At 70.6% G+C, this 21,643-nt stretch carries 21 protein-coding genes; 13 read left to right on the top strand and 8 right to left on the bottom strand.

Translation table 11 applies throughout. From position 1 onward, the window contains the following. Positions 1–106: 106 nt before the first annotated feature. The 3 genes from ABZS61_RS15755 to ABZS61_RS15745 are packed head-to-tail and all read right to left on the bottom strand — an operon-like array spanning position 107 to position 3,075. The gene (locus tag ABZS61_RS15755) at positions 107–922 is read right to left on the bottom strand and encodes a DsbA family protein (protein WP_356420184.1); all 816 of its coding nucleotides are present in this window, start codon (positions 920–922) and stop codon (positions 107–109) included. A 56-nt stretch (positions 923–978) separates the two neighbouring features. Further along, positions 979–1,704: a hypothetical protein gene (locus ABZS61_RS15750; protein ID WP_356420181.1), complete on the bottom strand. Its 726-nt coding sequence runs from the start codon at positions 1,702–1,704 to the stop codon at positions 979–981. 45 nt (positions 1,705–1,749) lie between these two features. Further along, positions 1,750–3,075 carry a DUF2252 domain-containing protein gene (locus ABZS61_RS15745; RefSeq protein WP_356420176.1) on the bottom strand — a complete coding sequence of 442 codons (1,326 nt, stop codon included), beginning with the start codon at positions 3,073–3,075 and terminating at the stop codon, positions 1,750–1,752. Between the two features lie 222 nt (positions 3,076–3,297). Between ABZS61_RS15745 and dnaE the strand changes: the two genes are divergently transcribed. After that, on the top strand, positions 3,298–6,837 hold the full coding sequence (dnaE, locus tag ABZS61_RS15740) for a DNA polymerase III subunit alpha (protein WP_356420173.1): 3,540 nt from the start codon (positions 3,298–3,300) through the stop codon (positions 6,835–6,837). A gap of 78 nt (positions 6,838–6,915) precedes the next feature. Here dnaE and ABZS61_RS15735 read toward each other — a convergent pair whose 3' ends face one another. Beyond that, positions 6,916–7,095, bottom strand: coding sequence for a hypothetical protein (locus ABZS61_RS15735; protein ID WP_356420170.1), 180 nt, complete (start codon positions 7,093–7,095; stop codon positions 6,916–6,918). A gap of 272 nt (positions 7,096–7,367) precedes the next feature. On the opposite strand from ABZS61_RS15735, the gene ABZS61_RS15730 reads away from it, so the two are divergent. The 4 genes from ABZS61_RS15730 to ABZS61_RS15715 all read left to right on the top strand — a co-directional run bounded on the left by ABZS61_RS15730 (position 7,368) and on the right by ABZS61_RS15715 (position 11,388). After that, positions 7,368–8,627 (top strand): NYN domain-containing protein, encoded by a 1,260-nt coding sequence (locus tag ABZS61_RS15730; protein WP_356420167.1) that lies wholly within the window; start codon positions 7,368–7,370, stop codon positions 8,625–8,627. Between the two features lie 111 nt (positions 8,628–8,738). Next, positions 8,739–9,722 carry an ABC transporter ATP-binding protein gene (locus ABZS61_RS15725; RefSeq protein WP_356420297.1) on the top strand — a complete coding sequence of 328 codons (984 nt, stop codon included), beginning with the start codon at positions 8,739–8,741 and terminating at the stop codon, positions 9,720–9,722. A 31-nt stretch (positions 9,723–9,753) separates the two neighbouring features. Then, positions 9,754–10,599: an ABC transporter permease gene (locus tag ABZS61_RS15720; protein ID WP_356420164.1), complete on the top strand. Its 846-nt coding sequence runs from the start codon at positions 9,754–9,756 to the stop codon at positions 10,597–10,599. Positions 10,600–10,653: 54 nt separating this feature from the next. After that, positions 10,654–11,388, top strand: a complete 735-nt coding sequence (locus tag ABZS61_RS15715; RefSeq protein ID WP_356420161.1) for an ABC transporter permease — start codon at positions 10,654–10,656, stop codon at positions 11,386–11,388. Between the two features lie 34 nt (positions 11,389–11,422). Here ABZS61_RS15715 and ybaK read toward each other — a convergent pair whose 3' ends face one another. From ybaK to ABZS61_RS15695, 4 genes are all read right to left on the bottom strand, one after another. After that, the gene (ybaK, locus tag ABZS61_RS15710; RefSeq protein ID WP_356420158.1) at positions 11,423–11,923 is read right to left on the bottom strand and encodes a Cys-tRNA(Pro) deacylase; all 501 of its coding nucleotides are present in this window, start codon (positions 11,921–11,923) and stop codon (positions 11,423–11,425) included. Between the two features lie 16 nt (positions 11,924–11,939). Beyond that, positions 11,940–12,722: an LON peptidase substrate-binding domain-containing protein gene (locus ABZS61_RS15705; RefSeq protein ID WP_356420155.1), complete on the bottom strand. Its 783-nt coding sequence runs from the start codon at positions 12,720–12,722 to the stop codon at positions 11,940–11,942. Between the two features lie 11 nt (positions 12,723–12,733). Then, the gene (locus tag ABZS61_RS15700) at positions 12,734–13,768 is read right to left on the bottom strand and encodes a hypothetical protein (protein ID WP_356420152.1); all 1,035 of its coding nucleotides are present in this window, start codon (positions 13,766–13,768) and stop codon (positions 12,734–12,736) included. A 222-nt stretch (positions 13,769–13,990) separates the two neighbouring features. Next, positions 13,991–15,592, bottom strand: a complete 1,602-nt coding sequence (locus ABZS61_RS15695; RefSeq protein ID WP_356420294.1) for an oxidoreductase — start codon at positions 15,590–15,592, stop codon at positions 13,991–13,993. A gap of 160 nt (positions 15,593–15,752) precedes the next feature. On the opposite strand from ABZS61_RS15695, the gene hisD reads away from it, so the two are divergent. From hisD to hisF, 8 genes are read left to right on the top strand one after another with little or no spacing between them, the layout of a single operon-like run. Then, positions 15,753–17,075 (top strand): histidinol dehydrogenase, encoded by a 1,323-nt coding sequence (gene hisD / locus ABZS61_RS15690; RefSeq protein WP_356420149.1) that lies wholly within the window; start codon positions 15,753–15,755, stop codon positions 17,073–17,075. Then, complete coding sequence (locus tag ABZS61_RS15685; protein ID WP_356420146.1) at positions 17,072–18,199, top strand: histidinol-phosphate transaminase; 1,128 nt, start codon at positions 17,072–17,074, stop codon at positions 18,197–18,199. The genes hisD and ABZS61_RS15685 overlap by 4 nt, the downstream gene beginning before the upstream one ends. Next, on the top strand, positions 18,196–18,789 hold the full coding sequence (gene hisB / locus ABZS61_RS15680; RefSeq protein WP_031098999.1) for an imidazoleglycerol-phosphate dehydratase HisB: 594 nt from the start codon (positions 18,196–18,198) through the stop codon (positions 18,787–18,789). Before ABZS61_RS15685 ends, hisB begins: the two co-directional genes overlap by 4 nt. Further along, on the top strand, positions 18,786–18,953 hold the full coding sequence (locus tag ABZS61_RS15675) for a hypothetical protein (protein ID WP_356420142.1): 168 nt from the start codon (positions 18,786–18,788) through the stop codon (positions 18,951–18,953). The genes hisB and ABZS61_RS15675 overlap by 4 nt, the downstream gene beginning before the upstream one ends. Before the next feature lie 10 nt (positions 18,954–18,963). Then, positions 18,964–19,605 (top strand): imidazole glycerol phosphate synthase subunit HisH, encoded by a 642-nt coding sequence (gene hisH / locus ABZS61_RS15670; RefSeq protein ID WP_351170820.1) that lies wholly within the window; start codon positions 18,964–18,966, stop codon positions 19,603–19,605. Further along, complete coding sequence (priA, locus tag ABZS61_RS15665) at positions 19,605–20,330, top strand: bifunctional 1-(5-phosphoribosyl)-5-((5-phosphoribosylamino)methylideneamino)imidazole-4-carboxamide isomerase/phosphoribosylanthranilate isomerase PriA (protein WP_356420137.1); 726 nt, start codon at positions 19,605–19,607, stop codon at positions 20,328–20,330. The genes hisH and priA overlap by 1 nt, the downstream gene beginning before the upstream one ends. Beyond that, positions 20,327–20,725 carry a RidA family protein gene (locus ABZS61_RS15660; protein ID WP_356420134.1) on the top strand — a complete coding sequence of 133 codons (399 nt, stop codon included), beginning with the start codon at positions 20,327–20,329 and terminating at the stop codon, positions 20,723–20,725. Before priA ends, ABZS61_RS15660 begins: the two co-directional genes overlap by 4 nt. Next, a complete protein-coding gene (gene hisF, locus ABZS61_RS15655; protein WP_356420131.1) occupies positions 20,722–21,477 on the top strand; it encodes an imidazole glycerol phosphate synthase subunit HisF in 756 nt (251 codons plus the stop codon). The genes ABZS61_RS15660 and hisF overlap by 4 nt, the downstream gene beginning before the upstream one ends. Positions 21,478–21,643: the final 166 nt, after the last annotated feature.

Genomic DNA, 21,643 nt, shown 5'->3' with positions numbered 1-21,643 from the left:
AACAAAGGAAGTTCGCCCGCCTGTTGGGTATTAGCCGCCCGGAGTTACGCCCGGGATGCGCTCGGGGCCGCAGGTTCTCCCGCCGGCCCCGGGGTTCGTGGGCCCGTCAGCCCTTCAGCGCCTTGGTGATCGCCGCGTTGAACTCGGCCACCGTCATGGGCGCGTTCTTGCTGCCCTCGGCGGTGACGGTCTTGCCGTCCATCTTCAGCGTGGGCGTGCCCTCCACCCCGCTCTTGTCGAACGCCTTGGACATCTTCATCGCCCAGGCGTCGTACGTACCGTCCTCGACGTCCTTCTGGAACGCGGAGTTGCCCTTCAGCGCGTCCACCGAGTCCGCCACCTCGATCAGGTAGCTGTCCTTGGCGAACTTGTCCTGGCTCTCCTCGGGGTGGTACTTCGCGGAGTACAGCGCGGCCTTGTAGTCCAGGAAGGCCTCGGGGCTCACATCGAGCGCCGCACCCAGCGCACTCAGGGCGTTCTTGGAGCCCTCGCCGTTGTCGGAGTTGTCGATGAAGGTCGCGCCGACGTACTTGACCTTGTACTTGCCGGCTTCGACATCCTTGGCGACCGTCTCGCCGACCGTCTGCTCGAACGTGGCGCAGATCGGGCAGCGCGAGTCCTCGTACAGCTCCAGGGTCTTCTTGGCGGACGACTCGCCGATGACGACGGTCGTGCCGTCGTCGCCCGAGGTGTTCTTCGGCGCGGTCACGTTCTTCGCGTCCGCGGCCGCCTCCCAGCCGGAGGGCTTGTTCAGCTGCATCACGCCGTAGCTGACGCCTCCCGCGATCGCCAGCACGGCGACCACGGAGACGGCGACGACGACCTGCTTGCGGACCTTGTCCTTCTTGGCCTGGCGCTCGCGCTCGACGCGCAGCCGCTCACGGGCGGCGGACTTGTTGGCCTGGCTGTTGCGGTTGCTCATGACTGTTTCTCCGTGTGTACGTGTGAGGTGATCCGGGGTCTGCCGCGTACTCGTGCTCAGGAAAGGGCACAGGCCGGGCGCGGCGGTCCCCTCCGTCCCACGGAGTGAACGAGGAGGCGGGCCGGGAGGTGAGGGCCGGCCCGTCCGCGGGAGTGCGCATCGCGCCGTGCGTGGCGCCGGGCGCTCCCCAGCACGGCGACGGCGGTCAGCAGCGGCCGGAACGCGACCGCGGCCGCCGCGCGCAGCACTCCTGCCAGCGCGGACTCACCGCGCCGCAGCCAGGCAGCGGCCAGCAGGCCCACGGTCACGTGCGCGGCGAGCAGCAGCCACGGCACAGCAGGTCCGGGCGAGGCCAGCAGAGCGGCCGCGCGGTCGCCCGTGCCGGTCACCCCCGCGAGCGGGGTACCGACCGCGGCCACGTCCGCGAGGTGCGAGGAACCCGCGCCCGCCTCGCCGCCGCACAGCACGTCGACGCCCACGGAGCGCAACGGCCCCGCGATCGGGCCGCCCGCCGCCCCGTAACAGAGGTGCTGTCCGGTGGTGAACACGGTGTCGGCGGCCAGCTCCAGCGGAACCAGCAGCCCGGCGATCGCCCCGAAGCTGCGCTCCCGGCCCGCCAGTGCGAACGCCACGGCGAAGACCGCCCCGGCCAGCAGGACGACCGCCGTCAGCGGCAGCGGAACCCGGGAGAGCAACACGTGGGACGCGGAGGAGAGCGTGACGACGAGCGCGGTGAACAACGCCGCGCGTACCGCTCTGATCTGCGTCCCTGATACGTCCATCGCCGGAGAGTGTGTCATGTGAACCCGTAAGCGAGTCCTAAGGACCTACAGGCCGGGGATGCGGCCGTTGCGGAAGAGGTCCACGAAGATCTGATGATCGGCACGGGCGCGTGCGCCGTAGCTGTGCGCGAAGTCGACCAGAAGCTCCGCGAAGCCCTCCTCGTCCGCCGCGATCGCCGCGTCGATCGCACGCTCCGTGGAGAACGGCACCAGCGAGTGCCCGCTCTCGTCGTCCGCCGCCGAGTGCATCGTCGCCGTCGCCCGGCCGAGGTCGGCGACGACCGCCGCGATCTCCTCCGGCTCGTCGATGTCGGACCAGTCCAGATCGACCGCGTACGGCGAGACCTCGGCGACCAGCTGACCCGCCCCGTCCAGCTCCGTCCAGCCCAGCCACGGGTCGGCGTGCGCCTGCAGCGCCCGCTGCGAGATCACCGTGCGGTGCCCCTCGTGCTGGAAGTAGTCCCGCACGGCCGTGTCCGTGATGTGCCGGGAGACCGCCGGGGTCTGCGCCTGCTTGAGGTAGATCACCACATCGTTCTCCAGGGCGTCGCTGTTGCCCTCCAGAAGGATGTTGTACGAGGGCAGGCCCGCCGACCCGATACCGATGCCGCGGCGGCCGACGACGTCCTTGACCCGGTAGGAGTCCGGCCGGGTCAGGCTCGACTCGGGCAGCGTCTCCAGATAGCCGTCGAACGCGGCGAGCACCTTGTAGCGCGTCGCGGCGTCCAGGTCGATCGCACCGCCGCCGGCGGCGAAGCGGCGCTCGAAGTCCCGGATCTCCGTCATCGAGTCCAGCAGTCCGAACCGGGTCAGGGACCGGGCGTCACGCAGCGCGTCGAGCAGCGGGCCCTCGGCGGTGTCCAGAGTGAAGGGCGGCACCTCGTCGTTCTTCGCGCCCGTCGCCAGGGCGTGGATCCGCTCCCGGTAGGCCGTGGCGTAGATCCGGACGAGCTCGGTGATCTGGTCGTCGCCCAGCGCCTTCGCGTACCCGATCAGGGCGACGGAGGCGGCGAAGCGCTTGAGGTCCCAGGTGAAGGGAGCTACGTAGGCCTCATCGAAGTCGTTGACGTTGAACACCAGGCGGCCATTGGCGTCCATGTACGTTCCGAAGTTCTCTGCATGCAGATCGCCGTGTACCCACACCCGGCTCGTGCGCTCGTCGAGGTACGGCCCGCTGCGCTGCTCACGGTCCAGATCGGCGTAGAAAAGCCCGGCCGAGCCGCGGTAGAAAGCGAAGGCCGAGCCCGCCATCTTGCGGAACTTCACCCGGAAAGCAGCGGGATCGGCGGCCAGGAGCTCGCCGAAGGCGGTGTCGAAAACGGCAAGGATCTGCTCCCCGCGCTGCTCGCCGCTGGGCTGCGTGTCCGACATCGCTGGGTGCCTCCTGCTACATGGCGTTCATGACAAATGGGGCGGGTGCTCCCCGCCCTTCCAACGCGCGACCGTACCCCGGAGTGCCCGTCGTCCGTGACCTCCAAGACGTAGACTTCCCCGCTGTCCCCCCAAGCCGTCATCTCCCGCCCGTCGCCCGATCACCACCCCTCATCGAGGCGCTTCGCGCCCCCCTGCTGACCGACCCGGAGGCACAGCGCCGTGACCAAGCCGCCATTCACGCACCTGCACGTCCACACCCAGTACTCGCTGCTGGACGGTGCCGCGCGGCTCAAGGACATGTTCGAGGCGTGCAACGAGATGGGCATGTCGCACATCGCGATGACCGACCACGGCAACCTCCACGGTGCCTACGACTTCTTCCACTCGGCGAAGAAGGCCGGGGTGACGCCCATCATCGGGATCGAGGCCTATGTCGCCCCCGAGTCGCGCAAGCACAAGCGCAAGATCAAGTGGGGCCAGCCGCACCAGAAGCGTGACGACGTGTCCGGCTCCGGTGGTTACACCCACAAGACGATCTGGGCGGCGAACAGCACCGGGCTGCACAACCTCTTCAAGCTGTCCTCGGACGCGTACGCCGAGGGCTGGCTGCAGAAGTGGCCGCGTATGGACAGGGAGACCATCTCCAAGTGGTCCGAGGGCCTGATCGCGTCCACCGGATGCCCCTCCGGCGAGGTGCAGACCCGGCTGCGGCTCGGACAGTTCGACGAGGCGGTCCAGGCGGCCTCCGACTACAAGGACATCTTCGGCGAGGGCAAGTACTTCCTGGAGCTGATGGACCACGGCATCGAGATCGAGCGCCGGGTCCGCGACGGCCTCCTCGAAATCGGCAAGAAGCTGAACATCCCGCCGCTCGTGACGAACGACTCGCACTACACCTACGCCCACGAGGCGACGGCGCACGACGCACTGCTGTGCATCCAGACCGGCAAGAACATCTCCGACCCGGACCGCTTCCGCTTCGACGGCACCGGCTACTACCTGAAGACGACGGACGAGATGTACGCCGTCGACTCCTCGGACGCCTGGCAGCAGGGCTGCGCCAACACCCTGCTGGTCGCGCAGCAGATCGACACCTCGGGCATGTTCGAGAAGCGCGACCTGATGCCGAAGTTCGACATCCCGGAGGGCTTCACCGAGATCACGTGGTTCCAGGAGGAGGTCCGGGTCGGCATGGGCCGCCGCTACCCCGGAGGTGTCCCCGAGGACCGGCAGAAGCAGGCCGAGTACGAGATGGACATCATCATCCAGATGGGGTTCCCGGGGTACTTCCTGGTCGTCGCCGACTTCATCATGTGGGCCAAGAACAACGGCATCGCGGTCGGTCCGGGCCGAGGCTCCGCCGCCGGTTCGATCGTCGCGTACGCCATGGGCATCACCGACCTCGACCCGATCACGCACGGACTGATCTTCGAGCGGTTCCTCAACCCCGAGCGTGTCTCCATGCCCGATGTCGACATCGACTTCGACGAGCGCCGGCGCGTCGAAGTGATCAGGTACGTGACCGAGAAGTACGGCGCCGACAAGGTCGCCATGATCGGCACCTACGGCAAGATCAAGGCCAAGAACGCGATCAAGGACTCCGCCCGCGTCCTCGGCTACCCGTACGCGATGGGCGACCGCCTGACCAAGGCCATGCCCGCCGACGTCCTCGGCAAGGGCATCGACCTCAACGGCATCACCGACCCGAAGCACCCGCGCTACAGCGAGGCGGGCGAGATCCGGGGGATGTACGAGAACGAGCCGGACGTCCAGAAGGTCATCGACACCGCGAAGGGCGTCGAAGGCCTCGTCCGGCAGATGGGTGTGCACGCGGCCGGCGTGATCATGTCCAGCGAGCCCATCGTCGACCACGCCCCGATCTGGGTGCGGCACACCGACGGCGTCACCATCACGCAGTGGGACTACCCGCAGTGCGAGTCGCTCGGCCTGCTCAAGATGGACTTCCTGGGCCTGCGCAACCTGACGATCATGGACGACGCCATCAAGATGGTGAAGGCCAACAAGGGCGTCGACCTGGAGATGCTCGCGCTCCCGCTGGACGACCCCAAGACGTACGAGCTGCTGTGCCGCGGTGACACGCTCGGGGTGTTCCAGTTCGACGGCGGGCCGATGCGTTCGCTGCTGCGCCAGATGCAGCCCGACAACTTCGAGGACATTTCCGCCGTCTCGGCCCTGTACCGGCCCGGCCCGATGGGAATGAACTCCCACACGAACTACGCCGAGCGCAAGAACGCCCGGCAGGAGATCACCCCGATCCACCCGGAGCTGGAGGAGCCCCTCAAGGAGGTCCTCGGGCTCACCTACGGCCTGATCGTCTACCAGGAGCAGGTGCAGAAGGCCGCCCAGATCGTCGCCGGATACTCGCTCGGCGAGGCCGACATCCTGCGCCGCGTGATGGGCAAGAAGAAGGCCGACGAGCTGGCGAAGAACTTCGTCCTCTTCGAGGCCGGCGCCAAGAAGAACGGCTTCTCCGACGCCGCGATCAAGGCCCTGTGGGACGTCCTCGTGCCGTTCGCCGGATACGCGTTCAACAAGGCGCACTCCTCCGCGTACGGCCTGGTCACCTACTGGACCGCGTACCTCAAGGCGAACTACCCCGCCGAGTACATGGCCGCGCTGCTCACCTCGGTCAAGGACGACAAGGACAAGTCCGCGGTCTACCTCAACGAGTGCCGCCGCATGGGCATCAAGGTGCTCCCGCCGAACGTCAACGAGTCCGAGTCGAACTTCGCGGCCCAGGGCGACGAAATGATCCTCTTCGGCCTGACCGCCATCCGTAACGTCGGCCATAACGTCGTCGATTCGATCATCAGGTCCCGCAAGGCGAAGGGGAAGTACTCGACATTCCCCGACTTCCTGGACAAGGTCGAGGCGGTCGTCTGCAACAAGCGCACGGTCGAGTCGCTCATCAAGGCAGGTGCCTTCGACGAGATGGGCCACACCCGCAAGGGTCTGGTCGCCCACCACGAGCCGATGATCGACAACGTGGTGCAGGTCAAGCGCAAGGAGGCCGAGGGGCAGTTCGACCTCTTCGGCGGCATGGGTGAGGCGGAGAGCGACGAGCCGGGCTTCGGCCTCGACGTGGAGTTCTCCGACATCGAGTGGGAGAAGTCCTACCTGCTCGCGCAGGAACGCGAGATGCTCGGCCTCTACGTCTCCGACCACCCGCTCTTCGGCATCGAGCACGTGCTGTCCGACAAGTCCGACGCCGCGATCTCCCAGCTCACCGGCGGTGAGCACGCCGACGGCGCGATCGTCACCATCGGCGGCATCATCTCCGGCCTCCAGCGCAAGATGACCAAGCAGGGCAACGCCTGGGCCATCGCCACCGTCGAGGACCTCGCGGGCTCGATCGACTGCATGTTCTTCCCCGCGACCTACCAGCTGGTCTCCACGCAGCTCGTCGAGGACACCGTCGTCTTCGTCAAGGGGCGCCTCGACAAGCGCGAGGACGTGCCCCGCCTGGTCGCCATGGAGATGCAGGTTCCCGACATCTCGTCGGCCGGGACCAACGCACCGGTCGTGTTGACCATCCCCACCGTCAAGATCACCCCGCCCATGGTCAGCCGGCTCGGCGAGGTCCTGAGCAGCCACCGGGGCGACACCGAGGTACGCATCAGGCTCCAGGGCCCCCGCAAGACCACGGTGCTGCGGCTCGACCGGCACCGGGTCAAGGCCGACCCGGCGCTCTTCGGCGACCTGAAGGTGCTGCTCGGCCCGTCCTGCCTGGCCGGCTGACAGCCCGCCCGGACCTGCGAGAGGGGCGCCCCGCCACTGGCGGGGCGCCCCTCTCGGCCTGTCGGCCCTAAGGAACCGTCAGTTGTGGCCGAAGCGCCGCTGGTGCTTACGGGCAACATCTGAAGGGCTGCCCTGTGACTGCGACTGGGGCTGGGTCTGCGACTCGAACGCCGTCGACTTCGCCTCCTCCGCACCACGCTCCGCGGCGGACGCGCGGTCGTGCTGGCTGCCCTGCTTGCGGTTCTTGTTCTTGGCCATGGTGATGCCTCCTGTGGGGAATCTCGGGGCCAGGACCGATGTCAGACTCACATAACACCCAATAAGCCGCATGTTGGATCATTACCCAGCGTAGTCCGGGCGGTATCATGCGCCGTTTCCCGGATCCGCCACGCCGATGATCGAGTTCCGGACCTTAACCCCAGTACGGTCGGGCAGACTCGAAGGAAACCCTGAGTGAGCGAACCCCGAGCAAGCGGACCGACCCCCCCACGACCGGGCCCGCTGCTCCGTTCCCGAAATCCTGGAAGAGGGTGGAACGCGTGGACCGTTGCGTCGTCCTGGTGGACGCCGGCTACTTGCTGGGCGCAGCCGCGAGTCTGCTGGCCGGAGAGCCCGCCCGTTCCCGCATCACCGTCGACCACGCCGCCCTGATCCAGGGACTGCGCGAGCGCGCAGAGGCCGACACGGAACAGCCCCTGCTCCGGATCTACTGGTTCGACGGCGCCCCCGACCGCGTACCCCAGCCCGAACACCGCCGGCTCCGGGTGATGTCGCGCGTGACCGTTCGGCTGGGGGCCCTCACCCGCAGTGACGGACGGTGGGCGCAGAAGGGCGTCGACGCGGCGATGCACGCCGAGCTCACCGAACTGGCCAGAAACCGCGCCTGCTCCGATGTGGTGCTCGTGACCGGGGACGGCGACCTGCTGCCCGGACTGATGTCCGCCAAGGAACACGGCGTGGCCGTCCACCTCTGGGCCGTCCAGGCCGCCGACGGCGACTACAACCAGTCCGAGGACCTCGTCGCCGAGGCGGACGAACGCCGGGTGCTCGACCGGGCCTGGATCACCAAGGCCGTGCGGGCCAAGGACACGGGCGGTGTGTGCGCGCCGCCGCCCGTCCCCCGCCCCGAGATCGCCGCGATCCTCTCCGCCCCGCTGCCCGAGGCCGCGCTGGCCGCCTCGGCCGAGCGGGCGTCGGAGGCCCAGGCCGCCGCGGCCCGCAACGGCAGCGGCACACCGGAGGGCGAGCCCGCCGCGCATCCTCAGCCCTCCGCCGCCCACAGAGGCGTTCCCACCCCCAAGGACCTGGCCAGCCTGCGTGCCCCGGGCTCGCAGGCGGCGCAGCACCCAGTGCAGCCGGCCGTCCCCAACGCGACCCTGCGCTGGTCGTCCGACAGGGGCTGGGTGGAGCGCGGCGGACCCCTCGGCGAACCCGCGGAGACCGCGTCCCTGCCGACCCTGGCCCAGCTCACCAGCGCCGAGCAGCGCTGGGCGGACCGGGAGGAGGACATCACCACCGTCGGCGGAGACCCCTTCGAGGTCGGCCAGGTCTTCGCCCGGCGTTGGATGGAGCGGCTGCCCGAGACCGTCCACCTGCAGAAGCTCGCCACCATGTACCCGCGCATCCCGCACCGGATCGACGGGGAGCTGCTGCGGTACGCGGCACGGTTCGGGCTGCTCGCACACAAGGACGACCAGATCGACGAGCACGACCGCTACGCCATCCGGGCGGGTTTCTGGCGCGAGATCGATGTGCGGGCCGCCGCGGAGCCTGCCCCCGTCGCGGAGTAGGTGCGGCGGCAGCGACGGGGCCCTGCCCGGCCCCGGGCGCAATACGGGGCATCAGACCCCGTACTCTCGTACCTCGTGAGTACGGGCACAGCACAGGCACAGACCGGGACCGTGTGCGCGGTACGTGATCTGGTCAGGACCTATCCCGCCGTCCGCGGACGACGCGGCCGGGCCGGCACCCCCGAGGTGCGGGCCACCGACGGGATCAGCCTCGATGTCCGGGGCGGCGAGATCTTCGGGCTGCTCGGGCCCAACGGCGCGGGCAAGTCCACGCTCGTGCGCCAGCTCACGGGGCTGATGCGCCCGGACTCCGGCAGTGTCGAGGTGCTGGGGCACGATCTCGTACGCCACCCCGAGCGCGCTTCCCGGCTCATCGGGTACCTCGGGCAGGAGTCCACCGCCCTGGACGAGTTGACGGTGGCCCTGGCTGCCGAGACCACCGGGCGACTGAGAGGCCTGCCGGTGCGGGCGGCGCGGGCGGAGCGCGACGCCGTACTGGAAGAACTGGGCCTCACCGAGCTCGCCGGGCGGCCCCTGCGGAACCTGTCCGGCGGCCAGCGGCGGCTCGCCTGCTTCGCGGCCACCCTGGTCGGGGAGCGCCCCGTCCTGGTCCTCGACGAGCCGACCACGGGCATGGACCCCGTCGCCCGGCGTGCGGTGTGGTCCGCCGTCGACCGGCGCCGTGCCGAGAACGGTGCCACGGTGCTGCTCGTGACCCACAATGTGATCGAGGCCGAGACCGTACTCGACCGGGTCGCCGTCATGGAGCGTGGCAAGGTCATCGCCTGCGACACCCCGGCCGGGCTCAAGGAGCAGGTGGCCGGCGAGGTCCGGGTCGAGCTGGTGTGGCGCGAGAGGGCGCCCCTGGACGTCCCCGAGGTGGCCGCGCTGCGTGGTTCCGCCCAGGAGTCCGGGCGTCGCTGGGTGCTGCGGCTGGGGCCGGACGAGGCACGGGCCGCTGTCGCCGCGGTGACCGGCGGGGAGGCGTTCTCCTCGCTGGACGACTTCACGCTGGCCACACCCAGCCTGGAGGACGTCTATCTGGCGCTGGGCGGGGACGCGGCGAAGGCGGCCGAGGGACTGGTGAAGGCGTGATCGTGAACGTGTCGAAGGGGAGCAGCGCCAGGTGACGAGCATCCTTCCAGCGGAGTCCGCGGAAAAGGTGTCCCGGCCGGCGGCCGGACGGACGGCTGCGGCCATGCCCGCCCGTACCGCCCCGGCACCCCTCGCCCCGCGGGCCCGGCTGCTGCCCGCGCTCGCCGCCGTGTACCGGGCGCAGCTGTCGAGGGCGAGGGTCGCCCGGATTCCGCTGCTGTTCGTGGCGACCTTCCAGTCCATCGGAATCATGGTGCTCATGCGGGGCGTCGTCGACGGCGGCGCCGAGGCGCGAGCCGTGGTCGCGGGGTCCAGCGTGCTGGTCGTGGCCTTCGTCGCCCTGAACCTGCTGGCCCAGTACTTCGGCCGGCTGCGGGCGGACGGCGGCCTCGACCACTACGCCACACTGCCGGTGCCGCCCGCCGCGGTGGTGCTGGGGGCCGCGGGTGCGTACGCCTCGTTCACCGTGCCCGGCACGATCGTCACGGCGGTCACGGGAAGCGTGCTGTTCGGGCTGCCCATGACCCATCTGTGGGTGCTCGTCGCCGTCATTCCTCTGTCGGGCGCGGCGCTCTCGGGGCTCGGCGCCGCGTTGGGGCTGCTGGCGCCGCGTCAGGAACTCGCCACGCTGCTCGGACAGCTGGGCATGTCCGCCGCGCTGCTGCTCGGCGTGCTGCCGGCGGACCGGCTGCCGGGGCCGGTGGGATGGGCCCGCGACCTGCTGCCCTCGACGTACGGGGTCGAGGCGCTGGCCCGGTCCTTCGACACCCACCCGGACTGGGCGGTCGTCGCCCTCGACCTCGGGGTGTGCGCGGTGGTCGGGGTCCTGTCACTGGCCGTGGCGACCTGGGCGTACCGGCGGGCGGCGGTCCGGTAGCTCTGCCGGCGGACCGGTGAGGCGGTGCGTCGGGGGGCCTGGCACGATGGCAGCGTGACCGCACCGTTGACGCCGCCTCACCAGCCCCCGTCCGATGATCCCTGGCAGGCCACGCCGTCGGGATCCCATGCCGCTCCCGGCGGACAGGAGCCCCTGCACGACACCGATCTCGTGGCCGAAGTGCGGCAGGCCGCCGTGGTCACCGGGCTGCTGACGGTGGCCGGCGTGACACTCGGGCTGCTGTGGCTGTGGCTGGCGCCCCGCGTGCCGCTGGTCTCCGACGACACGGCGGTGTTCCTCAAGAACAGCGAGAGCGAGGAGGCCATCGGCGCGGACGGCACGTTCGTTCTGCTGGCGCTCGCGTTCGGCCTCGTGTCGGCCGCCGCCGTCTTCCTCTTCCGCAGGCGCGGAGGGATCGCGCCGGTGGTCTCGCTCGCCCTGGGCGGACTGCTCGGCTCTCTGCTGGCCTGGGGGATCGGCACGTGGTTCGGGCCGACGTCCGACGTGGTCGCCCATGCCAAGGAGGTCGGCAAGGGCGTGACCTTCGACGCGCCGCTGGAGCTGCACGCGATCGGGGCGGGAATGCTTGCCTGGCCGATCGCGGCGATGGCCGTGCACCTGGGTCTGACGGCACTGTTCGGACCGCGGGACCCCGAACCGGAGTGGGAGGCCGGGTACGGGGCGGACCGGCCCGCCGCCGGTCCCGCGTCCGCTCCCGGCCCCGCATCGGGTCCCGCCGGAGGGCAGTGGCCCGACCGCGGCACGACGCAGGGGCCGAAGCAGTCGTAGCGGTGCGGCTCCGGCCGGCGGACGGGCGCAGGAGCTAACCGCGACCGATCGGGGCCAGTACGGCGTTCGTCAGTACCGCCAGGTCGTCCGCCGACAGTTCGACCTCCAGGCCCCGCCGGCCGGCCGACACACAGATCGTGGCGTGTGTCCGGGCCGAGGCGTCGATGACCGTACGCAGCCGCTTGCGCTGGCCCAGTGGAGAGATGCCGCCTCGCACATAGCCCGTCGTGCGTTCGGCCGCCGCCGGGTCCGCCATCGCCGCCCGCTTGCCACCCACCGCCGATGCCAGCGCCTTGAGGTCCAGCGACCCGGCGACGGGGACGACCGCGACGATCAGTTCACCGTCGACATCGGCGACCAGGGTCTTGAACACCCGGTCGGGCGGGACGCCGAGCGCCTCGGCCGCCTCCTCGCCGTACGACGGGGACGCCGGGTCGTGATCGTAGGTGCGCACCGTGAACGCGGTGCCGGCCGCGGTCAGTGCGACCGTGGCCGGGGTACCGCCGGGCTGCTGCTTCTTGGCCTTCTTCGCCACCGGCAGGGTCCTCGGATCAGTTGGGGTGCGTGGGTCCGCGGGTCAGGTCGGTCGCGGGCAGTGACGGCAGATGCCGGATGACCGCGGTCTCCTTGCGCAGGAGCGTCAGCTCCTCGCGCAGCCGGGTCGCGGTGTCGGGAGCCTGGAGCAGCCGCTGCTTCGACGGGATGTCGAGGACGGCCGCGGCGGCCACCAGGTACGAGACGACGGACGGATCGTCGGGCAGGTCCGCCCCGGTCGTCAGGGAACGTTCGTTGGCCCCGGCGAGCCGCTTCTGGTAGCTGCGGAAAGCCCTCAGGACGCCCTCGGCGAGCGCGCCTGCCTCTTCCGCGGCCTTGGTGTCGCCGTCGGCCGCCTCGTCGTCCGGTTCCTCGGTCAGTTCCTCGACCTCGGCCGTCAGATACGGGCCGCTCGCGTCGACGGAGAGCAGTTTGACCCGGGTGGTGCCGGTTGCGAGGACCTCGAAGCTGCCGTCGGCGCGCTCACGGATCTTCGCCGCGTCGGCGATGCAGCCGACCCGGTGGAAGCTCTGGATGGGGTCGGGGCCGAATCCGTCCGCCGGGGCGCGCTCGACGGGGCCGGCCGCAGCGACCGTGTCGGGCATCCCGGTGGCTGTGGGGGCGATCTCGCGGCCGTCGCGGATCGCGACCACGACGAATCGGCGCGGTTCGTCGTCGTCGATCTCGAGCAGCACGCGCATCATGGCGCGATAGCGCTCCTCGAAGACGTTGAGAGGCAGCACGAGGCCGGGGAACAGCACCGCGTTCAGCGGGAACAGGGGGAGGCGAGCGGTGGTCACAACGGTCAAGCCTAATGGCCGCGGAGCCCGCCGTGTCCGGCCCGGCCCCGCACGGGCGTGGAAGAGGGCGCCCGGAGCCGCGCAACCGCTCTCGCGTCGAGGAATCCACTGAGCGCATCGTCGGCCACGGACGCCCACGGGAACGACGTCACATACCGTCCGATGAGCTCGAACTGCTCCAGTGCCTCCTCCCATCGGCCCCGTGCGACCAGCACATGGACGAGGAGATTGCGGACCTCGGCGGTCCACGGATCGCCGGGCGCATAGGCGGCGGACAGGGAGATCGCGAGGTCGGCCGCCGCGTCGATCCGGTCCTCCTGCACGGAGTTCGTCCGCCGCTCGGCCCGCTCGTCGTGCAGGAGCGAGAAGGCGGCCCGTACGGGGAGCGCCTGCACCAGGGAGTCCGGCGCGGCGTCCTCCGCCGCCCGCTCGGCGAAGTCGAAGCACTCGCGGTGCGATCCGTACCAGGCGGCGGAGAGGTACTGGAGCGCGGCGACATGGCAGCCGTAGTGGTGCGCCGAGCGCCGTACCGCCTGCTCCCACAGCGATTCGAAGACGGTGTGGGTGGCGTGCGTGCCACGGGCGTGGTCGAGGGCGAGCCGCCACGGCACCGGGTCGCGGGGATCGGCCTCGGCCGCCGCCGTGATCTGCGGGGCCACCTCCCGCAGCAGCTCGGCGTGGGCGGGGGACTCCCAGGCACGGCGGACGGCCAGTTCGGCCTTGACGAGCAGGGCGTCCGGGTCACGCGGTGCGGCGGCCAGCCAGTCGGTGAGCCAGCCGTCGCGGTTGCGGGCGAAGGTCACCAGGCGGGCGAGGCAGCGGTCACGGATCTCCCACTCGGCGGCGTCCCGAGTGGTGGCGAGGAGCTTGGCCGCGGGTTCGAACTCTCCCAGGGCTGCGGCCACCAGAGCGGGCGACAGTCGCTCGTCCGGGGCGTCGAGCAGCACGGCGTCGTCCGCGGGCAGCCCGGCCGACAGCCCGGGGCTGCGTCGGAGCGTGCACGCGGAAGTCAGCATCGCGCGGAGGGAAGCCATGGTGCAGACCATTGAAAAGCCCTGGTCGGGACGGCGCCAGAGGGCCACTGTGAAGCTTCTGTAGCGAGTGGAAGGTTGCCCTGGAAGGGGTCAAGAAAAGGCAAAGGAAACGGCTGTGACCGGCCTGATTTCGACTGTCCTGTTGCGAAGCGCCGACCGTGCGGCCGTGGCTCGACAGGCCTTTCGATCACTGCGCCCGCCGGAGATCCGGGCCGGACCGGAGGACGCCCCAGGTCAGCCGCGGCGCAGCATCCGGGAAGCGCCCGCCGCCACCGTCGTGGCCAGAATCCACCCCAGCATGACGAGGGCCGCCGCAGCCCACTGCCAGCCGTCCTCCAACCGCCAGTAACCGTCCTGTCCGAGATTGATCACCGGCACCAGCAGATCCAGTGCGTACAGCGGGGCGTTCCACTGCGGATGCTCCTCCGCCTTGATCGCCGCCGGGTGGTGCTGCGAGAAGGCCACCGCGCCGGCCGCCCACAGCACCGCCATCCACACCGCGGCCCGCCCCGGCCGGTAGCCGTACGCCACCGTCCAGTCCTGCAGGTAGCCCCAGAGCCTGGCCGCGGGCGGCAGCGTCTCGCGCCGGCGCCGCTGCTTGGCGAGCAGCACCTCGCGGGCGTCCGCGTCCTCGCCGCAGTTGCGGAGCACCGTGGCGAGGCGCTCGTACGGCTCCGGTACGTACTCCGGCGTCGCGGCCTGCACCCACTCCAGGCGCCGCGAGAGCGGGAAGTGGCCGTAGGGGACGAGGTTCTCGTAGACGAAACCGCCCATCGCCAGCCCACCGGGGCCGGGCCAGCTGGTCGACAGGTCGATCAGTGTGACGACCCTCGCCCCGTTCAGCACGACCCGGCCCTCCTGCGGGCGCTCCGCGTTGAACCGCAGCTCCGGCGTGACGATCCGGCGCAGCGACAGCTCCTCGTGCGGGGCCAGTACGAAGCGGGCCTTGTGCAGGTCGACGGCGTCCCCGAAACGCCCGTCGTCGAGCCGTACGGCACCCCGGCACTCGAAGACCTGCGCGCGGGTCCCACGCGCCGGGGTGATGCCCCGGACGATGCCGAACGGGGGAGTGGTGCCCTGGTTCCCGGTGTCGACGCTCACCCATGCCTCGGTCATGTACAGCGTGCGCTCCACGCTCAACTGCGGGGCGTTCAGTGCCCGCCGCCCGTCCGTCGCGCGCAGCCGGCTGCCCCGCAGGCTCAGCGAACCGCCGACCTTGGCCCCGCGCAGGCTCAGCTCACCACGCGTCTCGATCATCTCCGCCTGGAGGTCCTGGGCCACCGACATCCCGTCGCCCACGAAGGCGCGGCCGCGCCGGTCGGGGCCGACGCTGATCTGGCTGATCAGCAGATCCGTACCGATCTGGGCGTCGGTCAGCCGGATGCCGCGGTCGACCTGGCAGCGCGGCAGATGCAGGTCGCCCTCCGTGTGCAGCCGGGCGGCGTCCAGTCTCGGCACCGCGCAGCCCACCATGCGCAGCGTCGTGAAATGGCACTCGGGCAGCACGACCTCCTGCTCGAAGCGGCAGCCCGTCAGCTCCACGTAGGGAGCGACCCGGCCGCCCGCCAGGTCCAGCTTCCCGGTGATGCGCACGCCCCGGAGCTTCAGCGCGGCCACCCGCCCCGGCCGCGCGGGCGGCCCGCTGAGCAGCAGCCGCGCCACCGTCCGGGCGCCGACACTCCGCTCCGGCCCCCAGATGTGCGGTGCGAACGGATCGTCGCGCAGCGCGTCGTGGGAGCGCAGATCGTAGGTGGTGCCGTTCCGGAAGGACTGCCACATGCCCAGCTCCGCCGCGCTGAGTCCGTCCGGGATGTCGCCGTCGTGCGGCTCGGTCACTGCCATACCTCCGCCTGCGCGGCTCGTCCCGCGCTTCGTACAACCGTTCTTCCCTCTGTGTGACGACGTGAACGCTAGTAGTCAGCTGTGACAGCCGGGACATGTATCAGCCAGTGATACGGAGGACCGGACGCCGGAACCGGTCTGAGAGAATTGCGGGGTGATCTCTCGAATCGATCTGCGCGGTACCGCCCTCCCCGAGGGCGGCGCCCTGCGCGACCTGCTGCCCCGTGCCGAGTTCGACGTGGAAGCCGCCCTGGAGACGGTGCGGCCCATCTGCGAGGACGTACGCCATCGTGGCTCCGCGGCAGTGATCGAGTGGGGGGAGAAACTCGACGGCGTGCGCCTCGACTCGATCCGGGTCCCCGCGGCCACGATCACCGGGGCGCTGGAGCAGCTCGACCCCGCCGTACGGGCCGCGCTCGAGGAGTCGATCCGCCGCGCCCGCCTCGTCCACCGCGAGCAGCGTCGCACCACGCACACCACCCAGGTCGTCCCCGGCGGCACCGTCACCGAGAAGTGGGTGCCCGTCGACCGCGTCGGGCTGTACGTGCCCGGCGGCCGCTCGGTCTACCCCTCGTCCGTCGTCATGAACGTGGTACCGGCCCAGGAGGCCGGCGTCGAGGGCATCGCCGTCGCCTCCCCGCCGCAGAAGGAGTTCGGCGGGCTGCCGCACCCCACGATCCTCGCCGCCTGCGCCCTCCTCGGAGTCGACGAGGTGTACGCCGCCGGCGGCTCCCAGGCCGTCGCGATGTTCGCGTACGGCACCGAGGACTGCCTGCCCGTCGACCTCGTCACCGGCCCCGGCAACATCTACGTCGCCGCCGCCAAGCGCCTCCTCAAGGGCCGCATCGGCATCGACGCCGAGGCCGGACCCACCGAGATCGCGATCCTCGCCGACGCGAGCGCCGACCCCGTGCACGTCGCCGCCGACCTGATCAGCCAGGCCGAGCACGACCCGATGGCCGCCGCGGTGCTCGTCACCGACTCCGAGGAGCTGGCCGCCGCCACCGAGGCCGAACTGCGGCCGCAGGTCGCCGCGACCAAGCACGTCTCGGACCGGATCGAACCCGCGCTGGCCGGCCGGCAGTCCGCGATCGTCCTGGTCAACGACCTGGACGACGGCCTCAAGGTCGTCAACGCGTACGCCGCCGAGCACCTGGAGATCCAGACGGAGAACGCCGCCGCCGTCGCCGAACGGGTCCGCAACGCAGGAGCCGTCTTCGTCGGCCCCTACTCGCCCGTCTCCCTCGGTGACTACTGCGCCGGCTCCAACCACGTCCTGCCCACCGGTGGCTGCGCCTGCCACTCCTCGGGCCTGTCCGTGCAGTCCTTCCTGCGCGGCATCCACATCGTCGACTACACCCGTGACGCGCTCGCCGAGGTCACCCACCACGTCGTGACGCTCGCCGAGGCGGAGGACCTCCCCGCCCACGGCGCCGCGCTCAAGGCCAGGTTCGGCTGGAAGGTTCCGCAGCAGTGAGCAACGACAGCACCACGCACAACGCCTGGGACGACCTCCCGATCCGCGACGAGCTGCGCGGCCAGTCCCCGTACGGCGCGCCCCAGCTCGACGTACCGGTCCGGCTGAACACCAACGAGAACCCCTATCCGCTCCCCGACGCGCTCGTCGACCGCATCGCCGAGCGCGTCCGCGAAGCCGCCCGCGACCTCAACCGCTACCCCGACCGCGACGCCGTGGAGCTCCGCACCGAGCTGGCCCGCTACCTCACCCGCACCGCCGGGCACGCAGTCGGTCACACCAACGTCTGGGCGGCCAACGGCTCCAACGAGGTGCTCCAGCAGCTGCTGCAGACCTTCGGCGGCCCCGGGCGCACCGCGATCGGCTTCGAACCCTCGTACTCGATGCACGCCCTCATCGCACGCGGCACCGGCACCGGCTGGATCTCCGGGCCGCGCAACGAGGACTTCACGATCGACGTGGAGGCCGCGAAGAAGGCCGTCGCCGAGCACCGCCCCGAGGTGGTCTTCATCACCTCGCCCAACAACCCCACCGGCACCGCCGTCGACGCGGACACCGTCCTCGCGCTGTACGACGCAGCCCAGGCCGCCCGGCCGTCGATGGTCGTCGTCGACGAGGCGTACGGCGAATTCAGCCACCACCCCTCGCTGCTCCCCCTGATCGAGGGCCGCCCGAACCTGGTGCTCTCGCGCACGATGTCCAAGGCGTTCGGCGCCGCGGGCCTGCGCCTCGGCTACCTCGCCGCCGATCCGGCCGTCGTCGACGCCGTCCAGCTGGTGCGCCTGCCGTACCACCTGTCCTCCGTCACCCAGGCCACCGCACTCGCCGCCCTGGAGCACACCGATACGCTGCTCGGGTACGTCGCGCAGCTCAAGCGTGAGCGCGACCGGCTGGTCGACGGCCTGCGGGCGCTCGGCTTCGCCGTCACCGACTCGGACGCCAACTTCGTCCAGTTCGGCCGCTTCGCCGACAGCCACACCGCCTGGCAGCAGATCCTCGACCGGGGCGTCCTGGTCCGGGACAACGGCGTACCGGGGTGGCTGCGGGTCTCCGCGGGAACCCCGGAAGAGAACGACGCGTTCCTCGATGCGGTGCGCGAACTGAAGAAGGAGCACGACGCATGAGCCGCGTAGGCAGGGTGGAGCGGACCACCAAGGAGACCTCCGTGCTCGTCGAGATCAACCTCGACGGCACCGGCAAGGTCGATGTCGCGACCGGGGTCGGCTTCTACGACCACATGCTCGACCAGCTCGGCCGCCACGGCCTCTTCGACCTCACGGTCAAGACCGAGGGCGACCTGCACATCGACTCGCACCACACGATCGAGGACACCGCCCTCGCACTCGGCGCCGCCTTCAAGCAGGCGCTCGGCGACAAGGTCGGCATCTACCGCTTCGGCAACTGCACCGTCCCGCTGGACGAGTCGCTCGCCCAGGTCACCGTCGACCTCTCCGGCCGCCCGTACCTGGTGCACACCGAGCCCGAGAAGATGGCGCCGATGATCGGCGAGTACGACACGACGATGACCCGGCACATCCTGGAGTCCTTCGTCGCGCAGGCGCAGATCGCCCTGCACGTCCACGTCCCGTACGGCCGCAACGCCCACCACATCGTGGAGTGCCAGTTCAAGGCGCTCGCGCGCGCCCTGCGCTACGCCAGCGAGCACGACCCGCGCGCAGCCGGGATCCTCCCGTCCACGAAGGGCGCCCTGTGACCGGCCTCAACACCGTGCTGATCGTCGTCGGCCTCTTCCTGGCCGGCGGCGTCTACTCCTTCTGGAAGCAGAGGATGCCCAAGGGCGTCGTCGTGCTTCTCGGGATCGGATCCGTGATGTGCCTGGTCGCAGGTGTCATGCGGATCCAGGGAATCTGGGACTGAGGGCAGGACTGTGAGCGAAAGCAAGAAGGTCGTCGTCTTCGACTACGGCTTCGGCAACGTGCGTTCCGCCGAGCGGGCCCTCGCCCACGTCGGCGCGGACGTGGAGATCACCCGCGACTTCGACCGCGCGATGAACGCCGACGGGCTGCTCGTGCCCGGCGTGGGCGCCTTCTCGGCCTGCATGGACGGGCTGAAGCGGGCGCGCGGCGAATGGATCATCGGCCGCAGGCTGTCCGGCGGACGTCCCGTCATGGGCATCTGTGTCGGCATGCAGATCCTGTTCGAGCGCGGCATCGAGCACGGGGTGGAGACCGAGGGCCTCGACGAGTGGCCCGGCACCGTCGGACCCCTCAAGGCCGACGTCGTCCCGCACATGGGCTGGAACACCGTCGAATCCCCCGAGGGCTCCCAGCTCTTCGCCGGACTCGACCCCGAGTCCCGCTACTACTTCGTGCACTCCTACGCCGCGCACGACTGGTCCCTCGAAGTCACCAACGCCAAGATCCGTGCACCCAAGGTCACTTGGGCGACACACGGAGAGCGGTTCGTGGCGGCCGTGGAGAACGGCGCGCTGTGGGCCACCCAGTTCCACCCCGAGAAGTCCGGCGATGCCGGCGCCCAGCTGCTGACCAACTGGATCGAGACGCTGTAATGCCGAAGCTTGAACTGCTCCCCGCCGTCGACGTCCGCGACGGCCAGGCCGTCCGCCTCGTCCACGGCGAGTCCGGCTCAGAGACCTCCTACGGCTCCCCGCTGGAAGCCGCCCTCGCCTGGCAGAGCTCCGGCGCCGAGTGGCTGCACCTCGTCGACCTGGACGCCGCCTTCGGCACCGGCGACAACCGCGCGCTGATCGCCGAAGTGGCCGGCGCCATGGACATCAAGGTCGAGCTCTCCGGCGGCATCCGCGACGACGCCTCGCTCGCCGCGGCCCTCGCCACCGGCTGTCGCAGGGTCAACCTCGGCACCGCCGCCCTGGAGACCCCGGAGTGGGTCGCCAAGGTCATCGCCGAGCACGGCGACCAGATCGCGGTCGGCCTCGACGTCCGCGGTACGACGCTGCGCGGCCGCGGCTGGACGCGCGACGGCGGCGACCTCTACGAGACGCTCGCCCGCCTCGACTCCGAGGGCTGTGCCCGCTACGTGGTCACCGACATCGCCAAGGACGGCACCCTGCAGGGCCCCAACCTGGAGCTCCTGAGGAACGTCTGTGCCGCCACCGACAAGCCCGTCGTCGCCTCCGGCGGCGTCTCCTCGCTGGAGGACCTGCGGGCGATCTCCCTGCTCGTCCCGGAAGGCGTCGAGGGCGCGATCGTCGGCAAGGCGCTGTACGCGAAGGCGTTCACCCTCGAGGAGGCACTGGAGGCGGTCTCCGTATGACGGACTCCGTACGCCGCTTCTCCTCCGGCGCCCCCTGGGAGGAGAAGTTCGGCTACTCCCGCGCGGTGGCGCTTCCGGGCGGCCTCGTCCTGGTCTCCGGCTGCACCTCGGTGGTGGGCGGCACGATCTCGGCCGGCAGTCCGTACGAGCAGGCCGTCGCCTCCTTCGAGGTCGCCCTCGACGCGCTGAAGCAGGCGGGCCTCGGACGCGAGGACGTCGTCCGCACCCGGATGTACGTCACGCACGCCAGGGACGTCGACGAGGTGGGCCGCGCCCACAAGGAGCTGTTCGACGACGTGCGCCCCGCCGCCTCCATGGTCATCGTGGCCGGCCTCGTCGACCCCAGCCTCGTCGTCGAGGTCGAGGTCGAGGCCTTCCGGGCAGGTGAGCGATGACGCTCTCCGTACGGGTCATCCCGTGCCTGGACGTCGACAACGGCCGCGTCGTCAAGGGCGTCAACTTCCAGAACCTGCGCGACGCCGGCGACCCCGTCGAGATGGCCAAGCTGTACGACGCCGAGGGCGCCGACGAGCTGACCTTCCTCGACATCACCGCTTCCAGCGGCGACCGGGAGACGACGTACGACGTGGTGCGCCGCACCGCCGAGCAGGTCTTCATCCCGCTCACGGTCGGCGGCGGTGTCCGCACCCCCGACGACGTGGACAAGCTGCTGCGTGCCGGGGCCGACAAGGTCGGGGTCAACACCGCGGCCATCGCCCGCCCGGAGCTCATCCGGGAGATCGCGGAACGCTTCGGGCGCCAGGTGCTCGTCCTCTCCGTCGACGCCCGGCGCACCCCCGAGGGCACCTTCGAGGTGACGACGCACGGCGGCCGCAGGGGCACCGGCATCGACGCCGTCGAGTGGGCCCACCGGGCCGCCGAGCTCGGCGCGGGCGAGATCCTGCTCAACTCGATGGACGCCGACGGTACGAAGGACGGCTACGACACCGAGATGATCAAGGCGGTGCGGGCGCACGTCACCGTCCCCGTCATCGCCTCCGGTGGTGCGGGCCAACTGTCGGACTTCCCGCCGGCCATCGAAGCGGGCGCCGACGCGGTCCTGGCCGCCTCCGTCTTCCACTTCGGTGACCTGCGGATCTCCGAGGTCAAGGGTGCTCTCCGGGAGGCCGGACACCCGGTCCGCTGACCGGGGGCAGAGAAAGGGCCGGTCGCGAAGACCGGCGATCTCACCGATGTGTGCGCACGGGGTGCACCGCGAGTGTGGCGACCGCCAACGAATGACGGCGGTACCCACGCGGTGCACCCCGAAGGCCCGGGACGACAGGGTCCGAAGGCTGCCGCGTTGTGGCTCC

It is taken from the genome of Streptomyces sp. NPDC005566 (assembly GCF_040605575.1).
GTDB lineage: Bacteria > Actinomycetota > Actinomycetes > Streptomycetales > Streptomycetaceae > Streptomyces.
Note: the sequence above shows the minus strand (reverse complement) of the source record. Positions and strands in the feature narration are given on the sequence as shown.

Bases quoted from the DNA above. Each gene is read 5' to 3' on its own strand.
- ABZS61_RS15755 (WP_356420184.1), bottom strand. From the start codon at position 922: ATGAGCAACCGCAACAGCCAGGCCAACAAGTCCGCCGCCCGTGAGCGG.
- ABZS61_RS15750 (WP_356420181.1), bottom strand. From the start codon at position 1,704: ATGGACGTATCAGGGACGCAGATCAGAGCGGTACGCGCGGCGTTGTTC.
- ABZS61_RS15745 (WP_356420176.1), bottom strand. From the start codon at position 3,075: ATGTCGGACACGCAGCCCAGCGGCGAGCAGCGCGGGGAGCAGATCCTT.
- ABZS61_RS15735 (WP_356420170.1), bottom strand. From the start codon at position 7,095: ATGGCCAAGAACAAGAACCGCAAGCAGGGCAGCCAGCACGACCGCGCG.
- ABZS61_RS15700 (WP_356420152.1), bottom strand. From the start codon at position 13,768: ATGGTCTGCACCATGGCTTCCCTCCGCGCGATGCTGACTTCCGCGTGC.
- hisB (WP_031098999.1), top strand. From the start codon at position 18,196: ATGAGCCGCGTAGGCAGGGTGGAGCGGACCACCAAGGAGACCTCCGTG.
- priA (WP_356420137.1), top strand. From the start codon at position 19,605: ATGCCGAAGCTTGAACTGCTCCCCGCCGTCGACGTCCGCGACGGCCAG.
- ABZS61_RS15660 (WP_356420134.1), top strand. From the start codon at position 20,327: ATGACGGACTCCGTACGCCGCTTCTCCTCCGGCGCCCCCTGGGAGGAG.
- hisF (WP_356420131.1), top strand. From the start codon at position 20,722: ATGACGCTCTCCGTACGGGTCATCCCGTGCCTGGACGTCGACAACGGC.